The organism is Mumia sp. zg.B53 (genome assembly GCF_019550935.1).
In the GTDB taxonomy this organism is placed as follows: Bacteria; Actinomycetota; Actinomycetes; order Propionibacteriales; family Nocardioidaceae; genus Mumia.
In genome coordinates this window covers 303866-327015 of sequence record NZ_JAHWCK010000002.1, presented here as the reverse complement: position 1 = coordinate 327015, position 23150 = coordinate 303866, and the positions used below count along the sequence as shown (strand labels likewise).

At 69.9% G+C, this 23150-nt stretch carries 26 protein-coding genes; 2 read left to right on the top strand and 24 right to left on the bottom strand.

Annotated features, from left to right (window positions below; translation table 11 throughout):
* Nucleotides 1–94 precede the first annotated feature (94 nt).
* Together KV102_RS12655 and KV102_RS12650 are read left to right on the top strand one after the other, a co-directional pair.
* Complete coding sequence (locus KV102_RS12655; RefSeq protein WP_220344069.1) at nt 95–418, top strand: hypothetical protein; 324 nt, start codon at nt 95–97, stop codon at nt 416–418.
* Nucleotides 419–548: 130 nt separating this feature from the next.
* Nucleotides 549–1121: a cob(I)yrinic acid a,c-diamide adenosyltransferase gene (locus KV102_RS12650; protein ID WP_220346500.1), complete on the top strand. Its 573-nt coding sequence runs from the start codon at nt 549–551 to the stop codon at nt 1119–1121.
* 53 nt (nt 1122–1174) lie between these two features.
* On the opposite strand, the gene KV102_RS12645 is transcribed toward KV102_RS12650, so the two are convergent.
* The 24 genes from KV102_RS12645 to argS all read right to left on the bottom strand — a co-directional run bounded on the left by KV102_RS12645 (nt 1175) and on the right by argS (nt 23108).
* On the bottom strand, nt 1175–1639 hold the full coding sequence (locus KV102_RS12645) for a DUF2550 domain-containing protein (RefSeq protein WP_220344067.1): 465 nt from the start codon (nt 1637–1639) through the stop codon (nt 1175–1177).
* 47 nt (nt 1640–1686) lie between these two features.
* Nucleotides 1687–2079, bottom strand: coding sequence for a F0F1 ATP synthase subunit epsilon (locus KV102_RS12640; RefSeq protein ID WP_220344066.1), 393 nt, complete (start codon nt 2077–2079; stop codon nt 1687–1689).
* 31 nt (nt 2080–2110) lie between these two features.
* Nucleotides 2111–3550 (bottom strand): F0F1 ATP synthase subunit beta, encoded by a 1440-nt coding sequence (gene atpD / locus KV102_RS12635; protein ID WP_220344065.1) that lies wholly within the window; start codon nt 3548–3550, stop codon nt 2111–2113.
* 4 nt (nt 3551–3554) lie between these two features.
* The gene (locus KV102_RS12630) at nt 3555–4487 is read right to left on the bottom strand and encodes a F0F1 ATP synthase subunit gamma (RefSeq protein ID WP_220344064.1); all 933 of its coding nucleotides are present in this window, start codon (nt 4485–4487) and stop codon (nt 3555–3557) included.
* Between the two features lie 6 nt (nt 4488–4493).
* A complete protein-coding gene (gene atpA, locus KV102_RS12625; protein ID WP_220344063.1) occupies nt 4494–6131 on the bottom strand; it encodes a F0F1 ATP synthase subunit alpha in 1638 nt (545 codons plus the stop codon).
* Between the two features lie 66 nt (nt 6132–6197).
* Nucleotides 6198–7007: a F0F1 ATP synthase subunit delta gene (locus KV102_RS12620; protein WP_220344062.1), complete on the bottom strand. Its 810-nt coding sequence runs from the start codon at nt 7005–7007 to the stop codon at nt 6198–6200.
* Nucleotides 7007–7549, bottom strand: a complete 543-nt coding sequence (locus KV102_RS12615; protein ID WP_220344061.1) for a F0F1 ATP synthase subunit B — start codon at nt 7547–7549, stop codon at nt 7007–7009. Before KV102_RS12615 ends, KV102_RS12620 begins: the two co-directional genes overlap by 1 nt.
* A gap of 48 nt (nt 7550–7597) precedes the next feature.
* The gene (atpE, locus tag KV102_RS12610; protein ID WP_220346617.1) at nt 7598–7786 is read right to left on the bottom strand and encodes an ATP synthase F0 subunit C; all 189 of its coding nucleotides are present in this window, start codon (nt 7784–7786) and stop codon (nt 7598–7600) included.
* Nucleotides 7787–7903: 117 nt separating this feature from the next.
* Nucleotides 7904–8686: a F0F1 ATP synthase subunit A gene (gene atpB / locus KV102_RS12605; protein WP_301021693.1), complete on the bottom strand. Its 783-nt coding sequence runs from the start codon at nt 8684–8686 to the stop codon at nt 7904–7906.
* Between the two features lie 88 nt (nt 8687–8774).
* Nucleotides 8775–8981, bottom strand: coding sequence for an AtpZ/AtpI family protein (locus KV102_RS12600; RefSeq protein ID WP_220344060.1), 207 nt, complete (start codon nt 8979–8981; stop codon nt 8775–8777).
* A 27-nt stretch (nt 8982–9008) separates the two neighbouring features.
* Complete coding sequence (locus KV102_RS12595; RefSeq protein ID WP_220346499.1) at nt 9009–9443, bottom strand: hypothetical protein; 435 nt, start codon at nt 9441–9443, stop codon at nt 9009–9011.
* Between the two features lie 89 nt (nt 9444–9532).
* Complete coding sequence (locus KV102_RS12590) at nt 9533–10654, bottom strand: MraY family glycosyltransferase (protein ID WP_220346498.1); 1122 nt, start codon at nt 10652–10654, stop codon at nt 9533–9535.
* Nucleotides 10655–10657: 3 nt separating this feature from the next.
* Nucleotides 10658–11296, bottom strand: a complete 639-nt coding sequence (locus KV102_RS12585; protein ID WP_220344057.1) for an L-threonylcarbamoyladenylate synthase — start codon at nt 11294–11296, stop codon at nt 10658–10660.
* A gap of 75 nt (nt 11297–11371) precedes the next feature.
* Nucleotides 11372–12223, bottom strand: a complete 852-nt coding sequence (gene prmC / locus KV102_RS12580; RefSeq protein ID WP_220346497.1) for a peptide chain release factor N(5)-glutamine methyltransferase — start codon at nt 12221–12223, stop codon at nt 11372–11374.
* The gene (gene prfA, locus KV102_RS12575; protein WP_220344055.1) at nt 12220–13308 is read right to left on the bottom strand and encodes a peptide chain release factor 1; all 1089 of its coding nucleotides are present in this window, start codon (nt 13306–13308) and stop codon (nt 12220–12222) included. Before prfA ends, prmC begins: the two co-directional genes overlap by 4 nt.
* An 85-nt stretch (nt 13309–13393) precedes the next feature.
* Entirely contained in the window at nt 13394–13600 is a 207-nt protein-coding gene (rpmE, locus tag KV102_RS12570) for a 50S ribosomal protein L31 (RefSeq protein ID WP_220344054.1), read from the bottom strand.
* 117 nt (nt 13601–13717) lie between these two features.
* Nucleotides 13718–13900 (bottom strand): hypothetical protein, encoded by a 183-nt coding sequence (locus KV102_RS12565; RefSeq protein WP_220344053.1) that lies wholly within the window; start codon nt 13898–13900, stop codon nt 13718–13720.
* Nucleotides 13897–14376, bottom strand: coding sequence for a glutathione peroxidase (locus KV102_RS12560; protein WP_220346496.1), 480 nt, complete (start codon nt 14374–14376; stop codon nt 13897–13899). Before KV102_RS12560 ends, KV102_RS12565 begins: the two co-directional genes overlap by 4 nt.
* Nucleotides 14376–16271 (bottom strand): transcription termination factor Rho, encoded by a 1896-nt coding sequence (rho, locus tag KV102_RS12555; protein WP_255561010.1) that lies wholly within the window; start codon nt 16269–16271, stop codon nt 14376–14378. The genes KV102_RS12560 and rho overlap by 1 nt, the downstream gene beginning before the upstream one ends.
* A 395-nt stretch (nt 16272–16666) precedes the next feature.
* Nucleotides 16667–17593 carry a homoserine kinase gene (thrB, locus tag KV102_RS12550; protein WP_220346495.1) on the bottom strand — a complete coding sequence of 309 codons (927 nt, stop codon included), beginning with the start codon at nt 17591–17593 and terminating at the stop codon, nt 16667–16669.
* Nucleotides 17590–18669 carry a threonine synthase gene (gene thrC / locus KV102_RS12545; RefSeq protein ID WP_220346494.1) on the bottom strand — a complete coding sequence of 360 codons (1080 nt, stop codon included), beginning with the start codon at nt 18667–18669 and terminating at the stop codon, nt 17590–17592. Before thrC ends, thrB begins: the two co-directional genes overlap by 4 nt.
* Nucleotides 18666–19979 (bottom strand): homoserine dehydrogenase, encoded by a 1314-nt coding sequence (locus tag KV102_RS12540; protein ID WP_220346493.1) that lies wholly within the window; start codon nt 19977–19979, stop codon nt 18666–18668. Before KV102_RS12540 ends, thrC begins: the two co-directional genes overlap by 4 nt.
* A 65-nt stretch (nt 19980–20044) precedes the next feature.
* Nucleotides 20045–21442 carry a diaminopimelate decarboxylase gene (lysA, locus tag KV102_RS12535; protein ID WP_220346492.1) on the bottom strand — a complete coding sequence of 466 codons (1398 nt, stop codon included), beginning with the start codon at nt 21440–21442 and terminating at the stop codon, nt 20045–20047.
* Nucleotides 21443–21446: 4 nt separating this feature from the next.
* On the bottom strand, nt 21447–23108 hold the full coding sequence (argS, locus tag KV102_RS12530; protein WP_220346491.1) for an arginine--tRNA ligase: 1662 nt from the start codon (nt 23106–23108) through the stop codon (nt 21447–21449).
* Between the last annotated feature and the right edge of the window lie 42 nt (nt 23109–23150).

Here is a 23150-nt window from a genome sequence, read left to right as displayed (position 1 = left end):
CGGCTTAGGTTAGTTCCTCGTGACCGACGAGTAACACCCACGTGAGCGGAGTCACGTGGGTCACATCCTCCGCCAAGAGGTGCACACTGAAGACATGACCAACAGCGGCTCGGTGGTGGACTATCTCTTCGTCCCGCTGTTCACTCTGCTCGCCATCGGCGGCCTGGCGCTGATCCTGAGGTGGGCGCACTCGCCCGGCAAGCGCATCCGCCTCCCCTCGTACGGGATGCTCGTGCCCGTGGCACGCTGCAAGGACCAGCATGGCGCCGACGTCACGGCGCAACGGCTGCGCGCCCGTGGCGTCCGCGCGAACGTCGCCCACGACGAGATACGGGGCTGGCTGGTGCTCGCCTGGAAGACCCAGGCCGACGTAGCCCGGGCCTGGATCGCGGAGGGTCAGCGTCCCCAGCGCCCGTGACCCCCTCTTTCGCTCGCGGGTCACCCTCTGGCGGCCGCGGGTCACCCTCTTTCGCTCGCGGGTCACCCTCTGGCGGCCGCGGGTCACCCTCTTTCGCTCGCGGGTCACGGCGCCGACATAGGGTGTCGCCATGGTCAACCTCACCCGCATCTACACCCGCACCGGCGATGACGGGACGACACGGCTCGTCGACATGAGCAAGACCTCCAAGCTCGACCTGCGCCTGATCGCGTACGCCGACACCGACGAGCTCAACAGCCAGCTGGGCTTCGCTCGCTCGCTCGGGACGCTCGACGGCGACGTCGACGCGGTGCTCGCACGGGTGCAGAACGATCTGTTCGACGTCGGCGCGGACCTCGGTGCCCCGGTGGTCGAGAATCCGGAGTACCCGCAGCTTCGGGTCGAGCCGGACTACGTGGACCGGCTGGAGGGCTGGTGCGACCACTACAACGAGCAGATCGAGTCGCTCCGCTCCTTCATTCTCCCCGGGGGCACCCCGGCGGCGTCGGTCCTCCATATCGCCCGTACGGTGTGCCGCCGCTCCGAGCGCAGTGCCTGGGCGGCGATCGGGGAGCACGGCGAGACGATGAACGTCCTTACCGCGAAGTACCTCAACCGGCTGTCGGACCTGTTGTTCATCCTCGCCCGCTACGCCAACCGCGAGGCCGGCGACGTGCTCTGGGTGCCCGGCGGCGAGCGCTGACCGACCCGCGGACGCCAGAGAGTGACCCGCGAGCGGCAGAGAGTGACCCGCGGTCAGATGACGTTGTTGACCTCGCGCCCGGGGGGCGAGGACTCGAGCCACGCGAGCAGCCCGGTCAGGGCCTGCGGGCTCAGTGCGAGCTGGATCGGGACGCCCCCGTCGAGCATGCACTCGACGATCGTGTTGCCGGCGTGCAGCGCGTAGGTCTCCGAGCCCACCGGCCGGCGGCGGCGCTCGACCTCCACGTGCCCGCGCTCGAAGCGCAGGACCGGGCGTGGTGAGAACGAGAACGTCCGGAACCACTCGAGATAGCTGTCGTTGTAGCGGCCGATCCCGAGGGTCCAGCCACGCGGGTCGCCCTCGTCACGAGTGGACTCCGGACGACGGTTGACGCTCAGGTCGAAGGTGCTGCCACCGCGGGCCAGCACCCGACGCCGCCCGGCGAGCGCCAGCACGGCCAGGACCGCCAGGCCCAGAAGCACGCCGAGGGAGTCGAGCACCCACAACCAGACCGGCATGTGTGCCCTCCTCCCTCGGCGACTACGTCAGGATTCTTCGGACGACCTCAGGACGCCATCTCGACCGCACGGATGCGGGCTTCGAGACGACGGACTTCTTCAGCGGCCTCGTCGTCGTCCACGCCTGCGGACTTGATCCGGGAGAGGTCGTTCTTGGCCCGCTCGAGGTCGATGTCGTGCGACATCACCGCGCTCTCGGCCAGGATCGACACCCGGTCCATGGCGACCGAGAGGAAGCCGGCGTCGACGGCCGCGACCCAGGTCTCCTTGTCCTCGGTGTCGATCTCGACGACGCCGTCGGCCAGCAACGACATCACCGGGGCATGCCCGGGGAGGATGCCGATGTCACCGTCGAGCGTGCGTGCGAGCAGCGACGTCGCCTCGCCCGACCACAGCAGCCGGTCGGCGCTGACGAGCTCGACGTGCAGTGTGCCTGCCATCAGAGGACTCCTTCTCTACGAACGTGCCGGGTCAGGAGCTCTTCTGGATCTCGGCCCACTTCTTCTCGACGTCTTCGAGACCGCCGCACATGAAGAAGGCCTGCTCGGCCACGTGGTCGTACTCGCCGTCCGCGATGCGCTTGAACGCGTCCACGCTCTCGTCGAGCGGGACGGTCGAGCCCTCGATGCCGGTGAACTGCTTCGCCACGTAGGTGTTCTGCGAGAGGAAGCGCTGGATGCGACGGGCGCGCGACACGACCGTCTTGTCCTCCTCCGACAGCTCGTCGACACCGAGGATCGCGATGATGTCCTGGAGCTCCTTGTTGCGCTGCAGGATCTGCTTGACCCGGGTCGCGACCTGGTAGTGCTCGGCCGAGATGTAGCGCGGGTCGAGGATGCGCGACGTCGACGTCAGCGGATCGACGGCCGGGTAGATGCCCTGCGAGGCGATCTCACGGCTGAGCTCGGTCGTGGCGTCGAGGTGCGCGAACGTCGTTGCCGGCGCCGGGTCGGTGTAGTCGTCGGCCGGCACGTAGATCGCCTGCATCGAGGTGATCGAGTGACCACGCGTCGAGGTGATGCGCTCCTGGAGGACGCCCATCTCGTCGGCCAGCGTCGGCTGGTAGCCCACGGCGGACGGCATGCGACCGAGCAGGGTCGAAACCTCCGAGCCCGCCTGGGTGAACCGGAAGATGTTGTCGATGAAGAGGAGCACGTCCTGCTTCTGGACGTCGCGGAAGTACTCCGCCATCGTCAGCGCCGACAGGGCGACGCGCAGACGCGCGCCCGGCGGCTCGTCCATCTGGCCGAAGACCAGCGCGGTCTGGCCGAGAACGCCCGACTCGTCCATCTCGGCGATGAGGTCGTTGCCCTCACGCGTGCGCTCACCGACACCGGCGAACACCGAGACACCACCGTGGTCACGGGCGACACGGGCGATCATCTCCTGGATGAGGACCGTCTTGCCGACGCCTGCACCACCGAAGAGGCCGATCTTGCCGCCGAGCACGTACGGCGTCAGCAGGTCGATGACCTTGATGCCCGTCTGGAACATCTCCGTCTTGGGCTCGAGCGAGTCGAACGACGGCGCCTTGCGGTGGATGCCCCACCGCTCCTTGATGTCGAGCACCTCGCCCTCGCTGAGGTTGAGGCACTCGCCGATCGTGTTGAACACGTGGCCGAGGGTCACGTCGCCGACGGGGACCGAGATCGGCTCGCCGGTGTCGCGCACCTCCGCACCACGGGTCAGTCCGTCGGTCGGCTGCATGGAGATCGCACGCACCATGCCGTCACCGATGTGCTGGGCGACCTCGAGGGTGAGCGGGCGACCCTCGGCGTCGAGCGCGGTGTGGACGTGCAGCGCGTTGTACATCTCGGGCATCTGGTCGGTGGGGAACTCGACGTCGATGACCGGGCCGATGACGCGGGCGATACGGCCCGTCGTCGTGGTCTCGTTGACAGTGGCAGTCATGGTTTCACTCACTCCCGGCGGTCGCGTCGGCGAGGGCATTCGCACCACCGACGATCTCACTGATTTCCTGGGTAATCCCGGCCTGACGGGCCTGGTTGGCTGTACGGGTGTACTTCTGGATCAGGTCTTCGGCGTTGTCGGTCGCGTTCTTCATCGCCTGCTGGCGTGCCGCGAGCTCCGACGCCGCTGCCTGGAGGAAGCAGAAGTAGAGCCGGTGGTTGACGTACTTGGGCAAGAGCCCGTCGAGGACCTCCGAGGCCGACGGCTCGAACTCGTAGAGCGGGTAGACCTCGCCCTCTGCGGGCGGCTCCTCCCCCTCGACGACCTCCAGCGGCAGCAGCCGGATGACCTCGGGGGTCTGGCTGATCATCGAACGGAAACGGGTGAAGACCACGTGCAGCTCGTCGACCTCGCGCTCCGGGTCACCCGTCTCGGGGTCCTCCGGGTCGATGAGGAACGCCGAGGTGAGCACATCTCCGACCTCGCGCGCGTCAGCGTACGAGGGGTGGTCGGAGAACCCGGTCCACGACTGCACGACCGGGCGCTGCCGGAAGCGGAAGTAGGCCTCGGCCTTGCGGCCGGTGACGTACATGTCCACGTCCTTGCCCTCGGCGTGGAGCTTCTCGACGAGACGCTCCGACTCCTTGAGCACGGCCGAGGAGTACGAGCCGGCGAGCCCGCGGTCGCTGGCGATGACCAGGACCGCGGCCCGCTTGGGCTCCGGGTTCTCGGTGAGCAGCTTGTGATCGACGGCACCGAAGGTCGCGAGGGCGGACACCGCGCGCGTGAGCTCACGGGCGTACGGCGTCGCCGCCGCAGCCTGCTGCTGCGCCTTGACGATGCGCGACGCCGCGATGAGCTCCATGGCGCGCGTGATCTTCTTCATCGACTGCGTCGACTTGATCTTCGCGCGGTACTCGCGCAGTGAGGTGGCCATGAGAGGTCAGCCTCGCTTCTGCGTGACGATCTGCTCCTGCGCGACGTCCTCGTCGGCGAGAGCCTCGTGCTCTTCCTTGCCCGGCTTGATCGAGCCCCCGGTGCTGGTCTCAAACTGGTCGGCGAACGTGTCGTACGCCGAGTCGAGCGAGCCCGCGGTGTCGTCGTCGAACTTGCCCGACTCACGGATCGTGTCCAGGATGCCCGGCTCGCTGCGTCGCAGGTAGTCGAGGAACTCGGACTCGAAGCGCTGGACGTCCTCGACCGGGACGCGGTCGAGCTTGCCGGTCGTGCCCGCCCACAGCGAGACGACCTGGTCCTCGGCCGGGAACGGCTCGTACTGGCCCTGCCGGAACAGCGCCATCAGCCGCTCGCCGCGCGCCAGCTGCTGCTTCGAGGCGGCGTCGAGGTCGGAGGCGAACATCGCGAACGCCTCCATCGCGCGGTACTGCGCGAGCTCGACCTTGATCGAGCCGGTGACGGCCTTCATCGACTTCAGCATCGCCGCGCTGCCGACCCGCGACACCGAGATGCCGACGTCGACGGCGGGACGCTGGTTGGAGTTGAAGAGGTCCGACTGCAGGAAGATCTGGCCGTCGGTGATCGAGATGACGTTGGTCGGGATGTAGGCCGACACGTCGTTGGCCTTCGTCTCGACGATCGGCAGGCCGGTCATCGACCCCGCACCGAGCTCGTCCGAGAGCTTCGCGCAGCGCTCGAGCAGCCGGCTGTGGAGGTAGAAGACGTCACCCGGGTATGCCTCGCGGCCCGGCGGGCGGCGGAGCAGCAGCGACACGGCGCGGTAGGCCTCGGCCTGCTTGGAGAGGTCGTCGAAGATGATGAGGACGTGCTTGCCCTCGTACATCCACTGCTGGCCGATGGCCGAGCCGGTGTAGGGGGCGAGGTACTTGAAGCCGGCCGAGTCCGACGCGGGAGCCGCGACGATCGACGTGTACTCCAGGGCGCCGGCCTCCTCGAGCGCGGAGCGCACCGAGGCGATCGTCGAGCCCTTCTGGCCGATGGCGACGTAGATGCAGCGGACCTGCTTGGTCGGGTCGCCGGTCTCCCAGAACTGCTTCTGGTTGATGATCGTGTCGATCGCGATCGCGGTCTTGCCGGTCTGGCGGTCGCCGATGATCAGCTGACGCTGGCCGCGGCCGATCGGGGTCATCGAGTCGATGGCCTTGATGCCGGTCATCAGCGGCTCGTGGACGCTCTTGCGCTCGACCACCGACGGTGCCTGGAGCTCAAGGGCACGACGTGCGGAGGTCTCCACCTCGCCGAGGCCGTCGATCGGGTTGCCGAGCGGGTCGACGACGCGCCCGAGGTAGCCGTCACCGACCGGGACGGAGAGGACCTGACCGGTCCGCTTGACCTTCTGCCCCTCCTCGATGCCGGAGAACTCGCCGAGGATGACGACACCGATCTGGCGCACGTCGAGGTTCAGGGCGAGGCCGAGCGTGCCGTCCTCGAACTCGAGCAGCTCGTTGGCCATCGTCGACGGCAGGCCCTCGACACGGGCGATGCCGTCCATCGCCTCAGCGACGGTGCCGATCTCCTCGGTCGTCGCCTGCGGCTTGTAGTCGCTGACGAACTGCTGGAGCGCGTCGCGAATGTCGTCGGGACGGATCGTGAGCTCCGCCATGTCAGTGCCTGCCTTCTTCTCGATCGTGCTGGGGAAGTTCTCGGGAGGGGTGTGTGGGGGCCATCGTCAGCCGACGAGAGCCCGTCGCGCGTCGGCGAGCCGCGTCTGGATCGTGGAGTCGATCCGCTCACCCGCGATCTCGACGGACAGGCCGCCGATCACCGACGGGTCCACGGTGACGTCCACGTGTACGTCTCGACCGTACTTGCGGGCCAAGGCTCCAGCCAAACGCTGCTTCTCGTCGGCGTCCAGCGCGTACGCGGTGACGACACGGGCCTGGAGCCGACCCTCGCGGGAGATGGCGTCCTCGGCGAAGGCGACCAGGGTCTCCTCGTAGCCGTGCTTGCGCATCGCCACGGCCTGGCGGGCCAGGGCCAGCGACACGTCGTCGACCTGCCCGTCGAGCAGGCGCGAGACGATGTCGCGACGGCCCTCGACCGAGGCCGCCCGGTCGTTGAGCGTCCGACGCAGCTGCGGGTCGTCGATGACCACCCGCGAGAACGCGAACAGGGTGTCCGCGACCGTGTCGAGCGTGCCCCGCTGGTCGGCCGTGGACAGCACCGCCTGGACACCTGCCAGCTCGAGGGCGTCGGCGAGGTCGCGGGCGCGGCTCCACCGACCGCGCACGGCGGCGACGGCCACGTCCAGCGCCCCCGTACCGATCTTGTCGGCGAACAGCGTCCGGACCAGGCCGGCCTTGGCGTCCGACTCCGTCGCCGGGTCCGACAGCACCCGGCGCAGGACCGGGTTGGTGTCGAGCGCGGCGACCACCGCGAACACCTCGGCACCGACGGTGACGCCCTGGGCGCCGTCGGCGGTCGACCCGCCCACGGTCTCGAGGACCTGGGCGAGCGAGGTTGCCGAGACGCCGCGCATCAGTTCGCCGATCCGTTCGACGAGCCGTCGAGGTCGGCGACGAAGCGCTCGACGGTGCGCCGCTGACGCGCCTCGTCCTCGAGCGACTCACCGACGATCCGCGACGCCAGCTCGGTCGAGAGCTGACCGACCTCACGGCGCAGCGACTGCACCGCCTGGGCGCGCTCGGCCTCGATCTGCTGGTGCGCCGAGGTGACGATGCGCTGGGACTCCTCCTGAGCCTGGGTGCGCATCTCGGCGATGATCTGCGCTCCCTGCTCGCGCGCCTCCTCGCGGATGCGGGCGGCCTCGTGGCGTGCCTCGGAGAGCTGGGCGTTGTACTTCTCCAGCGCTGCCTTGGCCTCGTCCTGCGCCTGCGCGGCCTCCTTCATGCCGCCTTCGATGGCGGCCGTGCGCTCGGCGTACGCCTTCTCGAAGTTGGGCACGACGAACTTCTTGATCAGGAAGACCAGGATCAAGAAGACGACGACGCCGAGAATGATCTCGTCGACGTGCGGGACGAGCGGGTTGAGCCCTTCCGCCGCAAGGATGGTGCTACTCATGAGCTGACCTCGTCATCAGGGATGGTCGGTGGAACGCCGTGGCGTCCGTCAGTTAAGGACGAAGGCGAGCGCGATGCCGATGATGGCGAGCGCTTCGGCGAGCGCGAAGCCGAGGATCGCGATGGTCTGGAGGCGCGACTGCGCCTCGGGCTGACGGGCGACGCCGTTGATGTACGCGGCGAAGATGAGGCCGATGCCGACGCCCGGGCCAATCGCAGCCAGGCCGTAGCCGATCATGTTGAGGGAGCCGCTCACGGCTGTTCCTTTCGTCGTGACGCTGGTTTGCGTCGCTGTGGTGAACCCATCGGGGGGTTCGCTACGGGTTCGGTATGAAGTTGTCGGTCAGGTGGTGGATCAGTGCTCGTCGGCGAGCGCGCCGCCGATGTACTGAGCCGTCAGGAGGGTGAAGACGTACGCCTGGAGGAACATCACCAAGGCCTCGAGGAAGCTCACCGCGATCGCCAGGAGCCAGGCGATGACGCCCACCGGGGCGTACAGGATGTTGCCCGACTCGAAGACCAGGTAGCTGCCGCCGAGGGTGAACAGGATGAGCAGCAGGTGGCCGGCGAACATGTTGGCGAAGAGTCGCAGCGCGAGCGTGACCGGCCGCACCAGGATGTTCGACATGAACTCCAGCGGCACGATCAGCAGCAGGATCGGACCGCCGACGCCGCCCGGCACGGCCTGCAGCTTGAAGTAGCCGGCGAACCCGTGCTTGGCGATGCCGACACCGTTGTAGAGGATCCAGGTCAGCGCGGCGAGCGCGTAGGCGTAGCCCGAGTGCGAGAACGTCGGGAACTGCAGCAGCGGGATGAGGCCGTAGTAGTTGTTGACCAGGATGATGAAGAACAGCGCCGTGAGGTACGGGACGAACTTCATGAAGTCGGCGGAGCCGATCGAGTCGCGCGCGATGCTGTTGCGCACGAAGTTGTAGGCGTACTCGCCGGCGAACTGCATCCGGCCCGGCACGACGGCGGCGCGGCGGGAGGCCGCGTAGAAGAGACCGAAGATGAGCACGCCCGACAGGACGTACAGGACCATCGGCTTCGTGACGTCGCCGAAGATCGGCGGCAGCTGGAAGTCAGCGGGGCCGGGCGGGTGGAACTCGGCGAGGACGGTCCGTCCGGGGGTGGTCACTCGATCACCTCATCTAGGGCGCGGGCGCACCGTGTGTCCACGGGCGTTACGGGTACGGCGGGCAGCGCGGCTGGGAACGTCCCGGGGGTCAGGACCTGTCCTGGAGCGCTGCGAACACGGTGTAGATCCCGAGCGCCGCCCCGAGGACGATGCCGATCACCACCATGAACGAGGTCCCCCACCAGAGGTCTAGCAGGTAGCCGAGGGCTCCGTAGACCAAGACTCCACCGCCGATCCGCCCGACAGCGACCCAAGGGTCGCGCGAGAAGGAGGGGGACGGTGAAGAGTCGCTCATTGCCAGGCACAAGGTAGCACGCCGACGTCATCGCTCCTCCCCCAGGTCGTAGAGAGGAGTGCGGCTCGATGTCGCAGCCACGACCTCGAGCCCGGTGACCACAAGGGTGCACACGATGACGGTGACGCCGAGGGCCTGGGCGTCGACGGGGTCACCCAGCAGCCCCGAGCTCGAGAGCGCCAGGGCGGCGGCCAGGAGGACGAGGATCTTGGTGCCGTAGAGCATGAGCGCGACGAGCATCGTCCCGCCGGTCGCGGGCCGGGTCAGCGGGCGCAGCACCGCGAACGTGGCGCCGAAGAAGGACAGGACGACCACAGCACCGATCAGTGCGCCGAGGGCGCCTGGTCCACCCGACACCGCCGCACCCACCGCGACGCATGCGATCCCGGCGGCGAGCGCAGCCCCACCGAGCACGCGGGTCAGGCGTGCGGTGTGGCGATCGGATCGCTGGGTGGTCGTCATGGGGCGGCCGTCCAAACGTGACTGGGTGGTGTTTGTGAAAAATAGCACAAGGGGTCTTTCACGCCAAAATCAGACGCCCCATCAGAGTCTCACGCGCTGCGAGGCCGCCCTGCGCGGGGTAGCCAGAACACCGCCAGCGCTGTGACGACGACCATGACGGCCACCCCCGCCACCGCGCGCCATCCCCCGATCAGGCCGAGTGCCACGGCACCGAAGGCCACGACCCCCGAGATCATGTACATGACCAGCACCGCCCGGCGGTGCGAGTGGCCGATCTCCAGCAACCGGTGGTGCATGTGCAGCTTGTCGGGCGCGAACGGCGAGCGCCCGGCACGGGTACGGCGTACGACCGCCATCAGCATGTCCACGAACGGGACGAGCAGCACCGCGAAGGGAAGCAGCAGCGGCAGCAGGGCGGGGAAGAGCGACGCCTGGGCGCCGCCGAGGCCCTGGATCGCCTCGGCAGCCGAGAACCTACCCGACAAGGAGATGGCCGAGCATGCGAGCACGAAGCCGAGGAGCATCGCTCCGGCGTCGCCGATGAACATCCGTGCAGGGTTGAAGTTGTGCGGCAGGATCCCCGCGCAGACGCCGGCGAGAGCGGCGCACAGCATCGCCGCGGCGATCGCGTTCGTCTGCCGGTTCTCGGAGACGAGGACGAAGGCGAAGATGAAGAACGACACCGCTCCGATGCCGGCGACGCCGGCGGCCAGACCGTCGAGCCCGTCGACGAAGTTCACCGCGTTGACGCAGATGACGATCGTCAGGACGGAGAACAAGATCGACTGGAGCGGATCGATCGCCCACGTGGTTCCCGGGAGCGGGAGATAGACGAGCTGCACGCCCATCGACACCGTAATGACCGCGGCGAGGACCTGTCCGGCGAACTTCGTGAGCGCGTCCAGCTCGTACATGTCGTCGATCACGCCGACGACCGTGATGACCGTCGCCCCGACCATCACTGCGCCCGCGTCCGAGAGCACGGCGTCCTCCGAGCGCGACAGGAACGGCATCTGCGACGCCACCAGGTAGGCCGCGAGCAGGCCGAGCAGCATCGCGATCCCGCCGAAGTACGGGATAGGGATGGCGTGCACGTCGCGGTCGCGCACCCGCGCGTAGGCCCCGACCTTCATCGCACTCTCGCGCGCCAGGACGGCCAGGACATAGGTCACCGCGACGGCGACGAGGAAGACGACGAGATACTCGCGCACGGGTCAGCCGACCTCGACCCCGAGCTCGACGATCTGCTCGACCGTGATCGCGCCGGAGCGCACGACTCTCGGGAGGTCGCCCGTGCAGTCGACGATCGTCGAGGGCACGCCGCTGCCCGCAGGCCCGCCGTCCAGATAGACCGCGACACTCTCGCCGAGCTGCTCCTCGGCCTCCTCCACCGTGGTGGCGGCGGGACGCCCGGTGAGGTTGGCGCTCGACACGGCGAGCGGCCCCGTACGGCGCAGCAGCGCCAGGGCGTTCTCGTCCGCGGGCATGCGGATCGCCACGGTCCCTCGTGTCTCGCCGAGGTCCCACACCAGCGACTCCTGCTGGCGGCAGATCAGGGTCAGCGGCCCGGGCCAGAACGCCTCGGCCAGCGTGTGCACGTACGGCTCCATCCGTGACGCCAGCGCGTCGAGCGTGGTGGTGGAGGCGACGAGGACCGGGGGCGGCATGTGCCGGCCGCGTCCCTTGGCGGCCAGCAGTGCTGCGACCCCCTCCGGCTCGAAGGCGTCCGCGGCGATCCCATAGACCGTGTCGGTCGGCATCACGACCAGGGCGTTGTCGCGGATCGCCGCCCGGGCAGCCTCCAGCCCGGCGTCACGCTGGTCGTCGTCGAGGCAGGAGAACCGTTCGCTCACAGGGCCATCGTGCCAGCACCGGTCCTGGACCCGCCGTACCCCTGCTGGTTGGGGCGGCAACAGGGCGGGAGGTCCCTACCGACGAGCGCGGCGCGCGGTGACGAACCGCGGCCTCCCGGCCAGGTCGGCGCGATCGCGGACCTCTTCGAAGGCACCGTGCGCGACGAAGACGGCGGGCGCGGAGGCCCCCTGAACGTCGGCGTGCTCGGCGCCGACCCAGCCGCCGTGGCGCAGCAGCCGAGCCGCCGTCGCGGCGACGTCACGCATCGCGTCGAGCCCGTCCTCCCCCGACCACAGCGCCAGGTCGGGATCGTGGTCACGGGCCTCGACGGCGACCGACTCCCACGCCGTGAGAGGGATGTACGGCGGGTTGGCCAGGACGAGGTCGACGGTCCCGTCGAGGTCGGGGAACGCCTCCGCGAGGTCACCGTGGCGAAGGTCGACGCCGAGGCCGGCCAGGTTGTTCTCGGCGTAGGCAAAGGCCGCGTCGCCCAGCTCGACGGCGTGGACGCGGGTGTGCGGCCGCTCGGAGGCGACGGCACCGGCGATCGCACCGGATCCCGTCCCGAGGTCGACGACCACGGGGTGCTCGACCTCGAACGAGTCGAGGACCGATAGGCCCCACTCGACCAGCGACTCGGTCTCGGGGCGGGGCACGAAGACCCCCGGGCCTACGGCCAGGTCGCGGTAGCGGAAGGCGGCCGAGCCCGTCAGGTGCTGCAGCGGCTCTCGGGCCGCACGGCGGACGACCAGCTCCTCGTACGCCGCCGCCTGGGCGTCGTCGATGCCGTCCACGAGCAGCAGACCCGACCGCCCGGTCCCGAGCACGTGGGCGAGGAGCAGCTCGGCGTCGTTGCGCGGCGAGGCGACCCCCGCCTCGGCGAGCCGACGGGCGGCCTCGGCCAGTGCCGTACGGACCTGGGTCACGCCGAGCTCTCGACGGCGGCGAGCCGCGCGGCGAGGTCGGCATCGACGCAGGCCTCCACGACGTCGTCGAGCGCGCCGTCCATCACCTGGTCGAGGTTGTAGGCCTTGAAGCCCACGCGGTGGTCGGAGATGCGGTTCTCGGGGAAGTTGTAGGTCCGGATCCGCTCGGAGCGGTCGACCGTGCGGACCTGTGAACGGCGGGCGTCCGAGGCCTCGGCGTCGGCGGCGTCCTGAGCGGCCTGCAGCAGCCGCGAGCGGAGGATCCGCAGCGCCTGCTCCTTGTTCTGGAGCTGGCTCTTCTCGTTCTGGCAGCTCACCACGATGCCGGTGGGAAGGTGGGTGATCCGGACGGCGGAGTCGGTCGTGTTCACGCTCTGCCCGCCCGGCCCCGACGACCGGAAGACGTCGATCCGGAGGTCGTTCTCGTTGACGTCGACATCGACGGACTCGGCCTCGGGGAGGACGAGCACGCCGGCGGCGGAGGTGTGGACGCGGCCTTGCGACTCCGTCACGGGCACGCGCTGGACCCGGTGGACGCCGCCCTCGAACTTGAGCTTCGCGTACGGCGCCTCCCCCGGCTCGGGCCTTCCCTTGGCCTTCACGCCGACCGTCACCGACTTGTAGCCGCCGAGGTCGGAGGCGTTCTCGTCGATCAGCTCGGTCTTCCAGCCGCGGCTCTCCGCCCAGCGCAGGTACATCCGGAGCAGGTCGCCGGCGAACAGCGCGGACTCCTCGCCACCCTCGCCCGCCTTGATCTCGAGGATCGCGTCCTTGGAGTCGGCGGGGTCCCGCGGGACCAGGAGGCGCTGCAGCCGCTCAGCGAGGTCGTGCTCGCGGCTCGCGAGGGACGCCACCTCGGAGGCGAAGTCGGGGTCCTCGTCGGCGAGCTCGCGCGCGGCCTGGACGTCGTCCACCGTCTGCTGCCAGTCGTGGTAGGTCCGGACGATGCTCGTGAGCTCGGCATAGCGCTGGCCGAGCCGCTTGGCGCGCGCAGGGTCGGAGTGGACGGCGGGATCGGCCATCTGCGTCTCGAGGTCGGCGTGCTCGCGCACGAGCGACTCCACGGCGTCGAACCGGTTGCTCATCGGTCTCCTCCCTCCCTGCGTGACGGGTCCTGACATGACAACGGCGCCGGCGCACGCGAGGTGCGTGGCCGGCGCCGCGACGGGGTTACTTCTTGCCGTAGCGCTTCTCGAAGCGGGCGACGCGGCCGCCGGTGTCGAGGATGCGCTGCTTGCCCGTGTAGAACGGGTGGCAGGCAGAGCAGGTCTCGACGCGCATGACGCCCTCGGTCGAGGTGCTGCGGGTCGTGAACGTGTTGCCGCAGGTGCAGGAGACCTCGGTCGCGACGTACTTGGGGTGGATGTCGTGCTTCATGTGTCTTCCTCTCGTCAGCCGCTGGGTCGTCCCGCTGGTCGGGCCGTGAACCAGAGCCGTAGGCATTGTGCCACCGTCGCTCGGTGAAACACGAATCGTCGGGGTTGCATTCCCTGGTCAGGCCGCGATCATCGAGCCCGCCAGGAGGATCACCGAGAGCGCCATGAGCCCCACCGCGACGGTGAGGTAGACCGCGGTCTCGGAGATCGGCACACCCTTGTTGGCCTCGGTCAGCGCGAACAGCACCGAGGCCCCGGCGAGTGCGTTGAGCAGCACCACCGTGACCACCAGAGGGTTCACCGCAGGAGCTTCTCGATGTCGTCGGCGAGGTCCTCGGGCTTGGTGGTGGGCGCATAGCGGTCCACCACGTTGCCCTCGGGGTCGATGAGGAACTTGGTGAAGTTCCACTTGATCCGGTCGCCGAGGACACCCGACTTCTGGTCGCGCAACCACTGGTAGAGCGGGTGCGCCTCCGGCCCGTTGACGTCGACCTTGGCGAACATGGGGAAGGTCACGTCGTAGGTCAGGGAGCAGAACTCCTTGATCTCGGCCTCGTCGCCCGGCTCCTGGTTGCGGAACTGGTCGCACGGGAAGCCGAGCACCACGAGGCCCGCGTCCTGGTACTCCCGGTACAGCTTCTCGAGCCCCTCGTACTGCGGGGTGAAGCCGCACTTGCTCGCCGTGTTGACGACGAGGACCGCCTTACCCCGGAACTCGTCGAGATCCCGCTCCGTGCCGTCGATGTCGACGGCGCGGAAGTCGTAGACGCTGCTCATCAGTCGTCGTCCCCATTGCCCCGGCGTCCGGTGGCGGGGGTGCTCTGGTTGATCTGCATGAGGAACTCGACGTTGCTCTTGGTCGTCTTGAGCTTCTCGATCATGAGCTCCAGGGCCTGCTGACCGTCCAGGCCCGACAGCACGCGACGCAGCTTCCAGATGATGGACAGCTCCTCGCGGCTCATCAGGAGCTCCTCGCGCCGGGTGCCGGAGGACTCCACGTCGATCGCCGGGAAGATCCGCTTGTCGGCGAACTCGCGGCGGAGACGCAGCTCCATGTTGCCGGTGCCCTTGAACTCCTCGAAGATCACCTCGTCCATCCGCGAGCCGGTCTCGACCAGCGCGGTGGCGAGGATGGTCAGCGACCCGCCGTCCTCGATGTTGCGAGCGGCGCCGAAGAACCGCTTCGGCGGGTAGAGCGCCGACGAGTCGACGCCACCGGAGAGGATGCGCCCGCTCGCCGGGGCGGCAAGGTTGTAGGCACGTCCGAGGCGCGTGATGCCGTCGAGCAGGACGACCACGTCGTGCCCGAGCTCGACGAGACGCTTGGCGCGCTCGATCGCCAGCTCGGCGACCGTCGTGTGGTCGGTGGCCGGCCGGTCGAAGGTCGACGCGATGACCTCGCCCTTGACGGTGCGCTGGAAGTCGGTGACCTCCTCCGGGCGCTCGTCGACGAGGACGACCATCAGGTGGCACTCGGGGTTGTTGGTCGTGATCGCGTTGGCGATCTGCTGCATCACCATCGTCTTGCCGGCCTTGGGGGGCGACACGATCAGTCCGCGCTGGCCCTTGCCGATGGGCGACACGATGTCGATGATGCGGCCCGCGAGCTGGGTCGGCTCGGTCTCCAGGCGGAGCCGCTCCGAGGCGTAGAGCGGGGTGAGCTTGGAGAACTCGACCCGCTGCTTGGCCTCCTCGATCGTCATGCCGTTGACCGACTCGATCTTGACCAGGGGGTTGAACTTCTCCTTGCGCTCGCCCTCACGGGGCTGGCGCACCTGACCCACGATCGCGTCGCCCTTGCGCAGGCCCCACTTGCGGACCATCGACAGCGAGACGTAGACGTCGTTCTCGCCGGGCAGGTAGCCGCTGGTGCGCACGAACGCGTAGTTGTCGAGCACGTCGAGGATGCCGGCAGCAGGGATGAGGACATCGTCGTCGCCCACCATTGGCTCGGACTCGCGCCCGGTCCGCTCACTGCGGTCACCCCGGTCGCCCCGGTCGCCCCGGTCGCTGCGGTCGCCCCGGTCGCTGCGGTCGCGATCACGGTTGCGGTTGCGGTTGCGGTTTCGGTTTCGGCGGCGTCCGCCGCCCTCGCCGTCGCGGTCGTTGCCGCGGTCGGCGTCACCGCGGTCGCGGCTCTCGGTCTTGTCGGCGCGCTGGGCGTCGGCAGCATTCTGGTCGCCGCTGCGGTCGTCGCGGGACTTCTCCGCGCGCTCATCCCGAGGCTTCTCCTCGCGGGGCTTGTCGCCGCCGCGGTCGCCCCGGTTCTCACGGGGCTTGTCGCCGCCGCGGTCGCCCCGGTCCTCGCGGGCCTTGTCGCCGCCGCGGTCGCCCCGGTCCTCGCGGGGCTTGTCGCCGCCACGGTCGCCCCGGTCCTCGCGGGGCTTGTCGCCGCCGCGGTCCTCGCGGGCCTTGTCGCCGCGGGCGTCCCGCTTGTCGCCGCGGGCCTGCTGGCCACGATCCTCACGCGTCTCCGCGCGAGGGGCACTCTCGGTCGTCGCGGCGGCCGCCTCGGGCGTGGTCGCCTCGGGAGCGCTCGTACGCGCCGGCGCCGCGGTGGTCGAGCCGCCCTGTGCAGACTGGATGGCTTCGATCAGCGCGCCCTTGCGCATCTTGCCGACCCCCTTGATGCCGAGGCCGGAGGCGATCTGCTGCAGCTCCGGGAGAACCATGGCGTTGAGGCCGGTCCCCCGTCGACGGGAGGTCTTCGCCACGGGCTCGGCTGCGGGCTCGCCGGCGCCACCGAGCAGGGTGGGTGTTTCGGTCACGTGAGGTCCTTCCCACGTCAGGCGGCACTCGGGCGCCGCTCGTTGTGAGCGGTCCGTACGAGGTAGCGGACCGCCAGGCCCGACCCCGTGAACCGGAGGCGGACAAGCATGTGCGGTTCCCACGCGGTCCTGGAACTTCTGAACATCGACGGACGTCAGGAGGATGCGGGGAGAGATGGGGTCGAGGAGGTGCGAGCGAGTCGTACCCTCTCGGATCACCCGATGCGACTGTAACACCCCCCACAGTCCACATGTTCCCCTGGTGAACAGATCGTGAGACAGCGCCCTCCGAGGATCGGTCAGGCCCGGCAGGCGCCGCGGGCGGCGATCTCGAGCGGGAGCGCCGCCCAACCCTCGGGCGCGCGTCCGACCAGCGGCGCCGCCTCGTAGATGTCGGTCGCGAAGGCCAGCACGGTCGGGCCGGCGCCGGAGATGATCGCCGGGACGCCGTCAGCCCTCAGCTCCTGCACGAGCGCGTACGACGCGGGCATCGCCGGCGCCCGATAGGCCTGGTGCAGCGCATCCTCGGTCGCGTCGAGCAGCAGCTCGGGCCGCCCGTCGAACGCGGCCACGAGCAGCGCCGCGCGACCGGCGTTGCGGGCGGCGTCGGCGTGCGGGACCTGGTCGGGCAGCAGCCCGCGCGCAACCTCGGTGCTCACCCCGTCCGGGGGCACGAAGGCCACCACGGAGGCCTGCACGTCGAGGCGTACGGCACGTGTCCGGGCACCGTCGTCCCAGGCGATGGTGAGGCCGCCGAGGAGTGCGGCAGCGACGTTGTCCGGGTGACCCTCGATCCGGGTCGCCAGCTGGAGAGCGCTGGCGTCGTCCACCGTCACCGCGCCGGGCGGCGCGATGGTCCCGGGAGCGGTCGCGGTCAACAGCGCCCGCGCCGCGGAGATCCCGCCGACGATCGCCGCGGAGCTCGACCCGAGCCCACGCGCGTGCGGGATGCGGTTGAGGCAGCGCACCCGCAGACCCGGCTGGTCGAGGCCGGCCTCGTCGAAGACGGCGCGCAGGGCGCGGACCACGAGGTGCGACTCGTCACGAGGCACGTCGTCGGCACCCACGCCCTCGACCGTCACCTCGAGCCCTGACCCGTCTACGACCTCGGCCGTGACCTCGTCGTAGAGGCCGAGTCCGAGGCCGAGGGTGTCGTAGCCGGGGCCGAGGTTCGCCGACGAGGCCGGAGTCACCACCGTCACCGGCCCCGAGACGAAGGGGCTCATGCCAGACCGGCGAGCTCGGCCGCCTTGCGGACATCGGCGTCCACGACGTTCTCGGCGATGTCACCGAGATGGGTCAAGGGAGTGTCGATGTCCTTGAGGCCGTTGCCGGTGACGACGACCGCCACCGTGGCGCCGGTCGGCACCTCACCCGCAGCCGTGGCCTTGAGCAGCCCAGCCACGCCGGCGGCCGACGCCGGCTCGACGAACACGCCGTCGTGCCGGGCCAGCTCGCGCTGCGCGTCGAGGATCTCGCGGTCCGACACCGAGGCGATGCGTCCGCCGGACTCCTCGCGCGCGGCGACCGCGAGGTTCCAGGACGCGGGGTTGCCGATCCGGATGGCGCTGGCGACCGTCTCGGGGTCGGGCACCGGAGCACCGAGCACGAGCGGTGCCGCACCCTCGGCCTGGAAGCCCCACATCTGCGGACGACGCGTCGCCACGCCGTCGGCGGCGTACTCGCTGTAGCCCAGCCAGTACGCCGAGATGTTGCCGGCGTTGCCGACCGGCATGACGTGCAGGTCCGGCGCGTCGCCGAGGGCGTCGACCACCTCGAAGGCGCCTGTCTTCTGGCCCTGGATCCGCACCGGGTTGACGGAGTTGACGAGCGCGACGGGATAGCTGTCGGCGAGCCCGCGGGCGATGTCGAGGCAGTCGTCGAAGTTGCCGCGCACCTGCACGACCAGGGAGTCGAACATCAGGGCCTGAGCCATCTTGCCCGCGGCGATCTTGCCCTGTGGGACGAGGACGATGGGGCGCAGGCCGGCGCGGGCGGCGTAGGCAGCCATCGACGCCGACGTGTTGCCGGTCGACGCGCACACGACCGCCTCGGCCCCCTCGGCCGCTGCCACCGTGATCGCGGCCGTCATGCCACGGTCCTTGAACGAGCCCGTGGGGTTGCTCCCCTCGACCTTCAGGTGGACGTCGCAGCCCGTGATCTCAGAGAGCCAGCCCGAGTGGACCAGGGGCGTGCCACCCTCCCCCAGCGTCACCGCCGGCGTGTCCCCGACGACGGGCAGACGGTCGCGGTACTCGTCGATCACGCCGCGCCACAGGCGGGCACCGTGCTGCTCGGTCACAGTCCTTCTCCTTCGACCCGCATCACCGACGACACGTCACGGACCATCGGCAGGTCACGGAGCTGTCGTACCGTGCGCGAGAGCGCGGCGTCGGTCGCGGTGTGGGTGATGACGACGAGCTGGGCGTCGTCGCCGTGGCCTTCCTGCTGGACGGCCGAGATCGAGACCTCGTTCTCCGCGAACGCCAGGGCGACCGAGGCGAGCACGCCTGCCTTGTCGTCGACGTCGAGGGCGATGTGGTAGCGGGTCAGAGCGTCGCCGATGCCGAGGACGCGGCGACGGGCGTGGGTCCGCTCGGGCGGGCCGGTCACCCCGAGCAGCCGGTTGCGGGCCACGGCCACGACGTCGCCGAGGACGGCGCTCGCCGTCGGGGACCCCCCTGCGCCGGGACCGTAGAACATCAGCTGTCCGGCGGACTCGCTCTCCACGAAGACCGCGTTGTAGGCCCCGCGCACGCTGGCGAGAGGGTGGTCCTTGGGGATCATCACGGGGTGGACTCGGGCGGAGACCGCCTGACCGTCCGAGCTCTGGTCGCAGATCGCCAACAGCTTGACGACGCAGCCCATGTCGTCGGCCGAGGCGATCTCTGCCGCGGTGACGCTGCTGATGCCCTCGCGGTGGACGTCGTCGATGGTCACCCGGGTGTGGAACGCGAGGCTCGCCAAGATGGCTGCCTTCGCGGCGGCGTCGAAGCCCTCGACGTCGGCGGTCGGGTCGGCCTCGGCGAACCCGAGACGCTGGGCCTCCGCGAGCGCCTCGTCGAAGCTCTGGCCGGTGCTCGTCATCGCGTCGAGGATGAAGTTGGTGGTCCCGTTGACGATGCCAAGGACACGACGCACGTGGTCGCCGGTCAACGACTCGCGCAGCGGCCGGACGATCGGGATCGCTCCGGCGACGGCCGCCTCGTACGACAGGTCGCGACCGGCGGCATCGGCCGTGGCGAAGAGCGTGGTGCTGTCCTCGGCGAGGAGCGCCTTGTTGCCCGTGACCACCGATGCTCCATGCTCGAGCGCCGCCAGCACCAGCGACCGGGCAGGCTCGATGCCCCCGATCAGCTCGATCACCACGTCGACGTCCCCGCGCGTGACCAGCGACATCGCGTCGGTGGTCAGGAGAGCAGGGTCGAAGACGGTCTCGCGGTCGCTGCGCGCGCTGTTGACGGCGACGCCGACCAGCTCGAGGCGGGCACCGACACGCTGGGCCAGCTCGTCGGCGTCACGGGTGAGCAGGCGAGCCACCTCGCTGCCGACGGCGCCGTGCCCGAGCAGCGCCACGCGCAGGGTGCGAGGTTGATCAGGGTGGGAGGTCACAGGGCCAGCCTAGTCGTGGAGGCGGGCGCCGGACGCCGGTGTCCGGCGCATGAGCGACAGGCGGGTCAGCCGACGTCGAGGCGCAGCAGGTCGTCCTCGGTCTCCCGGCGTACGATCAGCCGAGCGGCCCCGTCCTTGACCGCGACCACCGCGGGGCGTGGGACGTGGTTGTAGTTGGAGGCCAGCGAGCGGCAGTACGCGCCGGTGCCAGGCACCGCGATCAGGTCGCCCGGGGCCACGTCGGACGGCATGAACTCGTCCTTGACCACGATGTCGCCGGACTCGCAGTGCTTGCCGACGACACGACTGAGCACCGGCGTGGCCGTGGAGGCGCGGGAGGCGAGCGTGCACGAGTAGTCGGCGTCGTACAGAGCGGTGCGCATGTTGTCGCTCATCCCGCCGTCGACGGCGACGTAGCGTCGCATCGCTCCGCCGTCGAGCGCCACCTCCTTGGTGGTGCCCACCTCGTACAGCGTGAACGTGGAGGGTCCGGAGATCGCGCGACCCGGCTCGACGGACAGTCGCGGGACGGCGACGCCCAGCCCGCGGCACTCCCGCTCGACGATCTCGCGCATGCCGTCGGCGAGCTGCTGCGGGGTGGAGGGGTCGTCCTGGGTCGTGTACGCGATGCCGTAGCCGCCGCCGAGGTCGAGCTCGGGGGCGACGTAGCCCAGGTCGGCGCAGATCCGGGCGTGCAGGGCCAGCACCCGGTGCGCCGCAACCTCGAAGCCCGCGGTGTCGAAGATCTGCGACCCGATGTGCGAGTGCAGCCCGAGCAGCTCCAGCGACGGCCGCTCGAGCACCTGCCGCACCGCCTCGAAGGCGTCGCCCTCGGTGATGGAGAGGCCGAACTTCTGGTCCTCGTGCGCGGTGGCGATGTATTCGTGGGTGTGTGCCTCGACGCCGGCGGTCACCCGCACCATCACCCGCGCCGTCACCCCCAGCTCGGCAGCGACCGTCGCGACGCGCTCCACCTCGAGGAGCGAGTCGACGATGATCCTGCCCACCCCGGCCTCGAGCGACCGGCGGATCTCACTGATGCTCTTGTTGTTGCCGTGCAGGCCGAGGTTCTCCGGGGGTACACCGGCACGCAGCGCGACGGCGAGCTCGCCCCCGGTGCACACGTCCATCCGCAGGCCCTCCTCGGTGATCCACCGCGCGATCGCGGTCGAGAGGAAGGCCTTCGCGGCGTAGTAGACGTCCCACCCGGCGAACGCCTCGCGGAAGGCGCGCGCGCGTCCGCGGAGATCGTCCTCGTCGACGACGTAGAGGGGCGTCCCGAACTCCGCGGCCAGCTCTGTCGCGCCGACGCCGGCGACGGCCAGCTCGCCGTCCTCGCGCCGCTCGACATGGTCGGACCACAGGTGCCGCACCAGCTCGTTGGTGTCGTCGGGCTCGCGCAGCCATGCCGGACCCCGGCTCCCGGCCTGCCCGTGCAGCGCACCGGCCTCGTGCGAACGCACCGGATCACATCCGCTCGGGAGCGGAGACGCCGAGCAGCTCCAGCCCGTTGGCCAGGACCGTGCGGGTGGCGTCGATGAGGACCAGGCGTGCCGTGTGGACGGGCTGCACGTCCTCGTCGCCCTGCGGAAGGACGCGGCACACGTCGTAGAACTTGTGGAACGCCGCCGCTGTGTCCTCCAGGTAGCGCGCGACGCGGTGCGGCTCGCGCAGCTCCGCGGCGCGGGCCACGACCCGGGGGAACTCCGCCAGCGCGCGCAGGAGGTCGCCCTCGCGCTCGGTCGAGAGGTACGACAGGTCGGCGGCGTCGGGCGCCGGGACGATCCCGAGGTCGGCGCCGTTGCGCAGGATGCTGGAGAGGCGCGCGTGCGCGTACTGGACGTAGTAGACCGGGTTGTCCGGGCTCTGCCGCGTCATCTCGGCCACGTCGACCGTCAGCGGGGAGTCGACCGGGTGCCGTACGAGCGTGTAGCGCAACGGGTCCACACCGACCATGTCGATCAGCTCCGAGAGCGTGACGAGCGTGCCCGCCCGCTTCGACAGCTTGAGCTCCACCCCGTCGGAGAGGATCTTGACGAGCTGGCCGATGAGCACCTGGAGGTTGTAGCCCGGCTCGTCCCCGGCGCACGCCGCCATGGCCTGGAGCCGTCCGACATAGCCGTGGTGGTCGGCTCCCAGGAGATAGAGGCACTGCTCGAAGCCACGGGCCCGCTTGTCGAGGTAGTAGGCCGTGTCGGACGCGAAGTAGGTCTGCTCCCCGTTGGAGCGGATCAGGACCCGGTCCTTGTCATCACCGAAGTCGGTCGTCCGCATCCAGGTGGCACCGTCGGCCTCGTACAGATGGCCCTCCTCGGCGATGACCTCCAGCGCCCGGTCGACGGCGCCGGACGCGACGAGCGAACGCTCGGAGAACCAGGAGTCGAACACGGTCCGGAAGGTGGCGAGGTCGGCCTTCTGGTGGGCGAGCTGGAGCTCGTAGCCGTTCTCGCGGAACGCGGCGAGCTGCTCGTCGGCGGGCAGGTCGAGGATCCCCGGGACCGCGGCGACGACCTCCGCGGCGAGGTCGACGACGTAGCCACCGTGGTAGCCATCCTCCGGGACCTCGTCGCCGTTGGCCACCGCCATCAGCGAGGCCGCGAACTTGTCCATCTGGGTGCCGCGGTCGTTGACGTAGAACTCGGTCGAGACCTGGGCCCCGGCCGCGCTGACGACCCGGGCGATCGCGTCACCGACGACGGCCCAGCGGGTGTGGCCGAGGTGCAGCGGACCCGTGGGGTTGGCCGAGATGAACTCGAGGTTGACCCGTCGGCCGCCCAGCGTGTCCGTGATGCCGTAAGCGCTGCCGGCACGGACGATGTCGCCGGCGAGGGAGCCTTGAGCCCCCGTGTCGACGCGGACGTTGAGGAACCCAGGCCCGGCGACCTCGACGGAACCCACTCCCGGGGCCTTCGCGAGCTGCTCCGCGAGCGCGGCAGCCAGGTCCCGCGGCGCCATCTGGGCCTGCTTGCCGAGCCGCATCGCGACGTTGGTCGAGTAGTCGCCGTGGTCCTTGACCTTGGGTCGCTCGACGACCACCGACGCGGGAACCTCGGGCAGGGAGACCGTCCCCGACGCCACCAGGGCGTTGAGGGCGTCGACGATCGCATCGGAGAGCTGTTCGGGAGTCACCTACGAATCGTATCGAGGCCCGTCAACGCAGGCGCCGCAGTC

What these genes read in the sequence shown, in the direction of transcription:
- atpA (WP_220344063.1), bottom strand. Translation starts at nt 6,131, where the DNA reads ATGGCGGAGCTCACGATCCGTCCCGACGACATTCGCGACGCGCTCCAG.
- KV102_RS12595 (WP_220346499.1), bottom strand. Translation starts at nt 9,443, where the DNA reads ATGACGACCACCCAGCGATCCGATCGCCACACCGCACGCCTGACCCGC.
- atpE (WP_220346617.1), bottom strand. Translation starts at nt 7,786, where the DNA reads ATGATCGGCTACGGCCTGGCTGCGATTGGCCCGGGCGTCGGCATCGGC.
- KV102_RS12600 (WP_220344060.1), bottom strand. Translation starts at nt 8,981, where the DNA reads ATGAGCGACTCTTCACCGTCCCCCTCCTTCTCGCGCGACCCTTGGGTC.
- KV102_RS12615 (WP_220344061.1), bottom strand. Translation starts at nt 7,549, where the DNA reads ATGAGTAGCACCATCCTTGCGGCGGAAGGGCTCAACCCGCTCGTCCCG.
- KV102_RS12640 (WP_220344066.1), bottom strand. Translation starts at nt 2,079, where the DNA reads ATGGCAGGCACACTGCACGTCGAGCTCGTCAGCGCCGACCGGCTGCTG.
- KV102_RS12620 (WP_220344062.1), bottom strand. Translation starts at nt 7,007, where the DNA reads ATGCGCGGCGTCTCGGCAACCTCGCTCGCCCAGGTCCTCGAGACCGTG.
- KV102_RS12655 (WP_220344069.1), top strand. Translation starts at nt 95, where the DNA reads ATGACCAACAGCGGCTCGGTGGTGGACTATCTCTTCGTCCCGCTGTTC.
- rpmE (WP_220344054.1), bottom strand. Translation starts at nt 13,600, where the DNA reads ATGAAGCACGACATCCACCCCAAGTACGTCGCGACCGAGGTCTCCTGC.
- KV102_RS12630 (WP_220344064.1), bottom strand. Translation starts at nt 4,487, where the DNA reads ATGGCCACCTCACTGCGCGAGTACCGCGCGAAGATCAAGTCGACGCAG.
- atpD (WP_220344065.1), bottom strand. Translation starts at nt 3,550, where the DNA reads ATGACTGCCACTGTCAACGAGACCACGACGACGGGCCGTATCGCCCGC.
- KV102_RS12645 (WP_220344067.1), bottom strand. Translation starts at nt 1,639, where the DNA reads ATGCCGGTCTGGTTGTGGGTGCTCGACTCCCTCGGCGTGCTTCTGGGC.
- rho (WP_255561010.1), bottom strand. Translation starts at nt 16,271, where the DNA reads ATGGTTCTCCCGGAGCTGCAGCAGATCGCCTCCGGCCTCGGCATCAAG.
- KV102_RS12650 (WP_220346500.1), top strand. Translation starts at nt 549, where the DNA reads ATGGTCAACCTCACCCGCATCTACACCCGCACCGGCGATGACGGGACG.
- prfA (WP_220344055.1), bottom strand. Translation starts at nt 13,308, where the DNA reads ATGAGCAACCGGTTCGACGCCGTGGAGTCGCTCGTGCGCGAGCACGCC.
- thrB (WP_220346495.1), bottom strand. Translation starts at nt 17,593, where the DNA reads ATGAGCCCCTTCGTCTCGGGGCCGGTGACGGTGGTGACTCCGGCCTCG.
- KV102_RS12560 (WP_220346496.1), bottom strand. Translation starts at nt 14,376, where the DNA reads ATGAGCAGCGTCTACGACTTCCGCGCCGTCGACATCGACGGCACGGAG.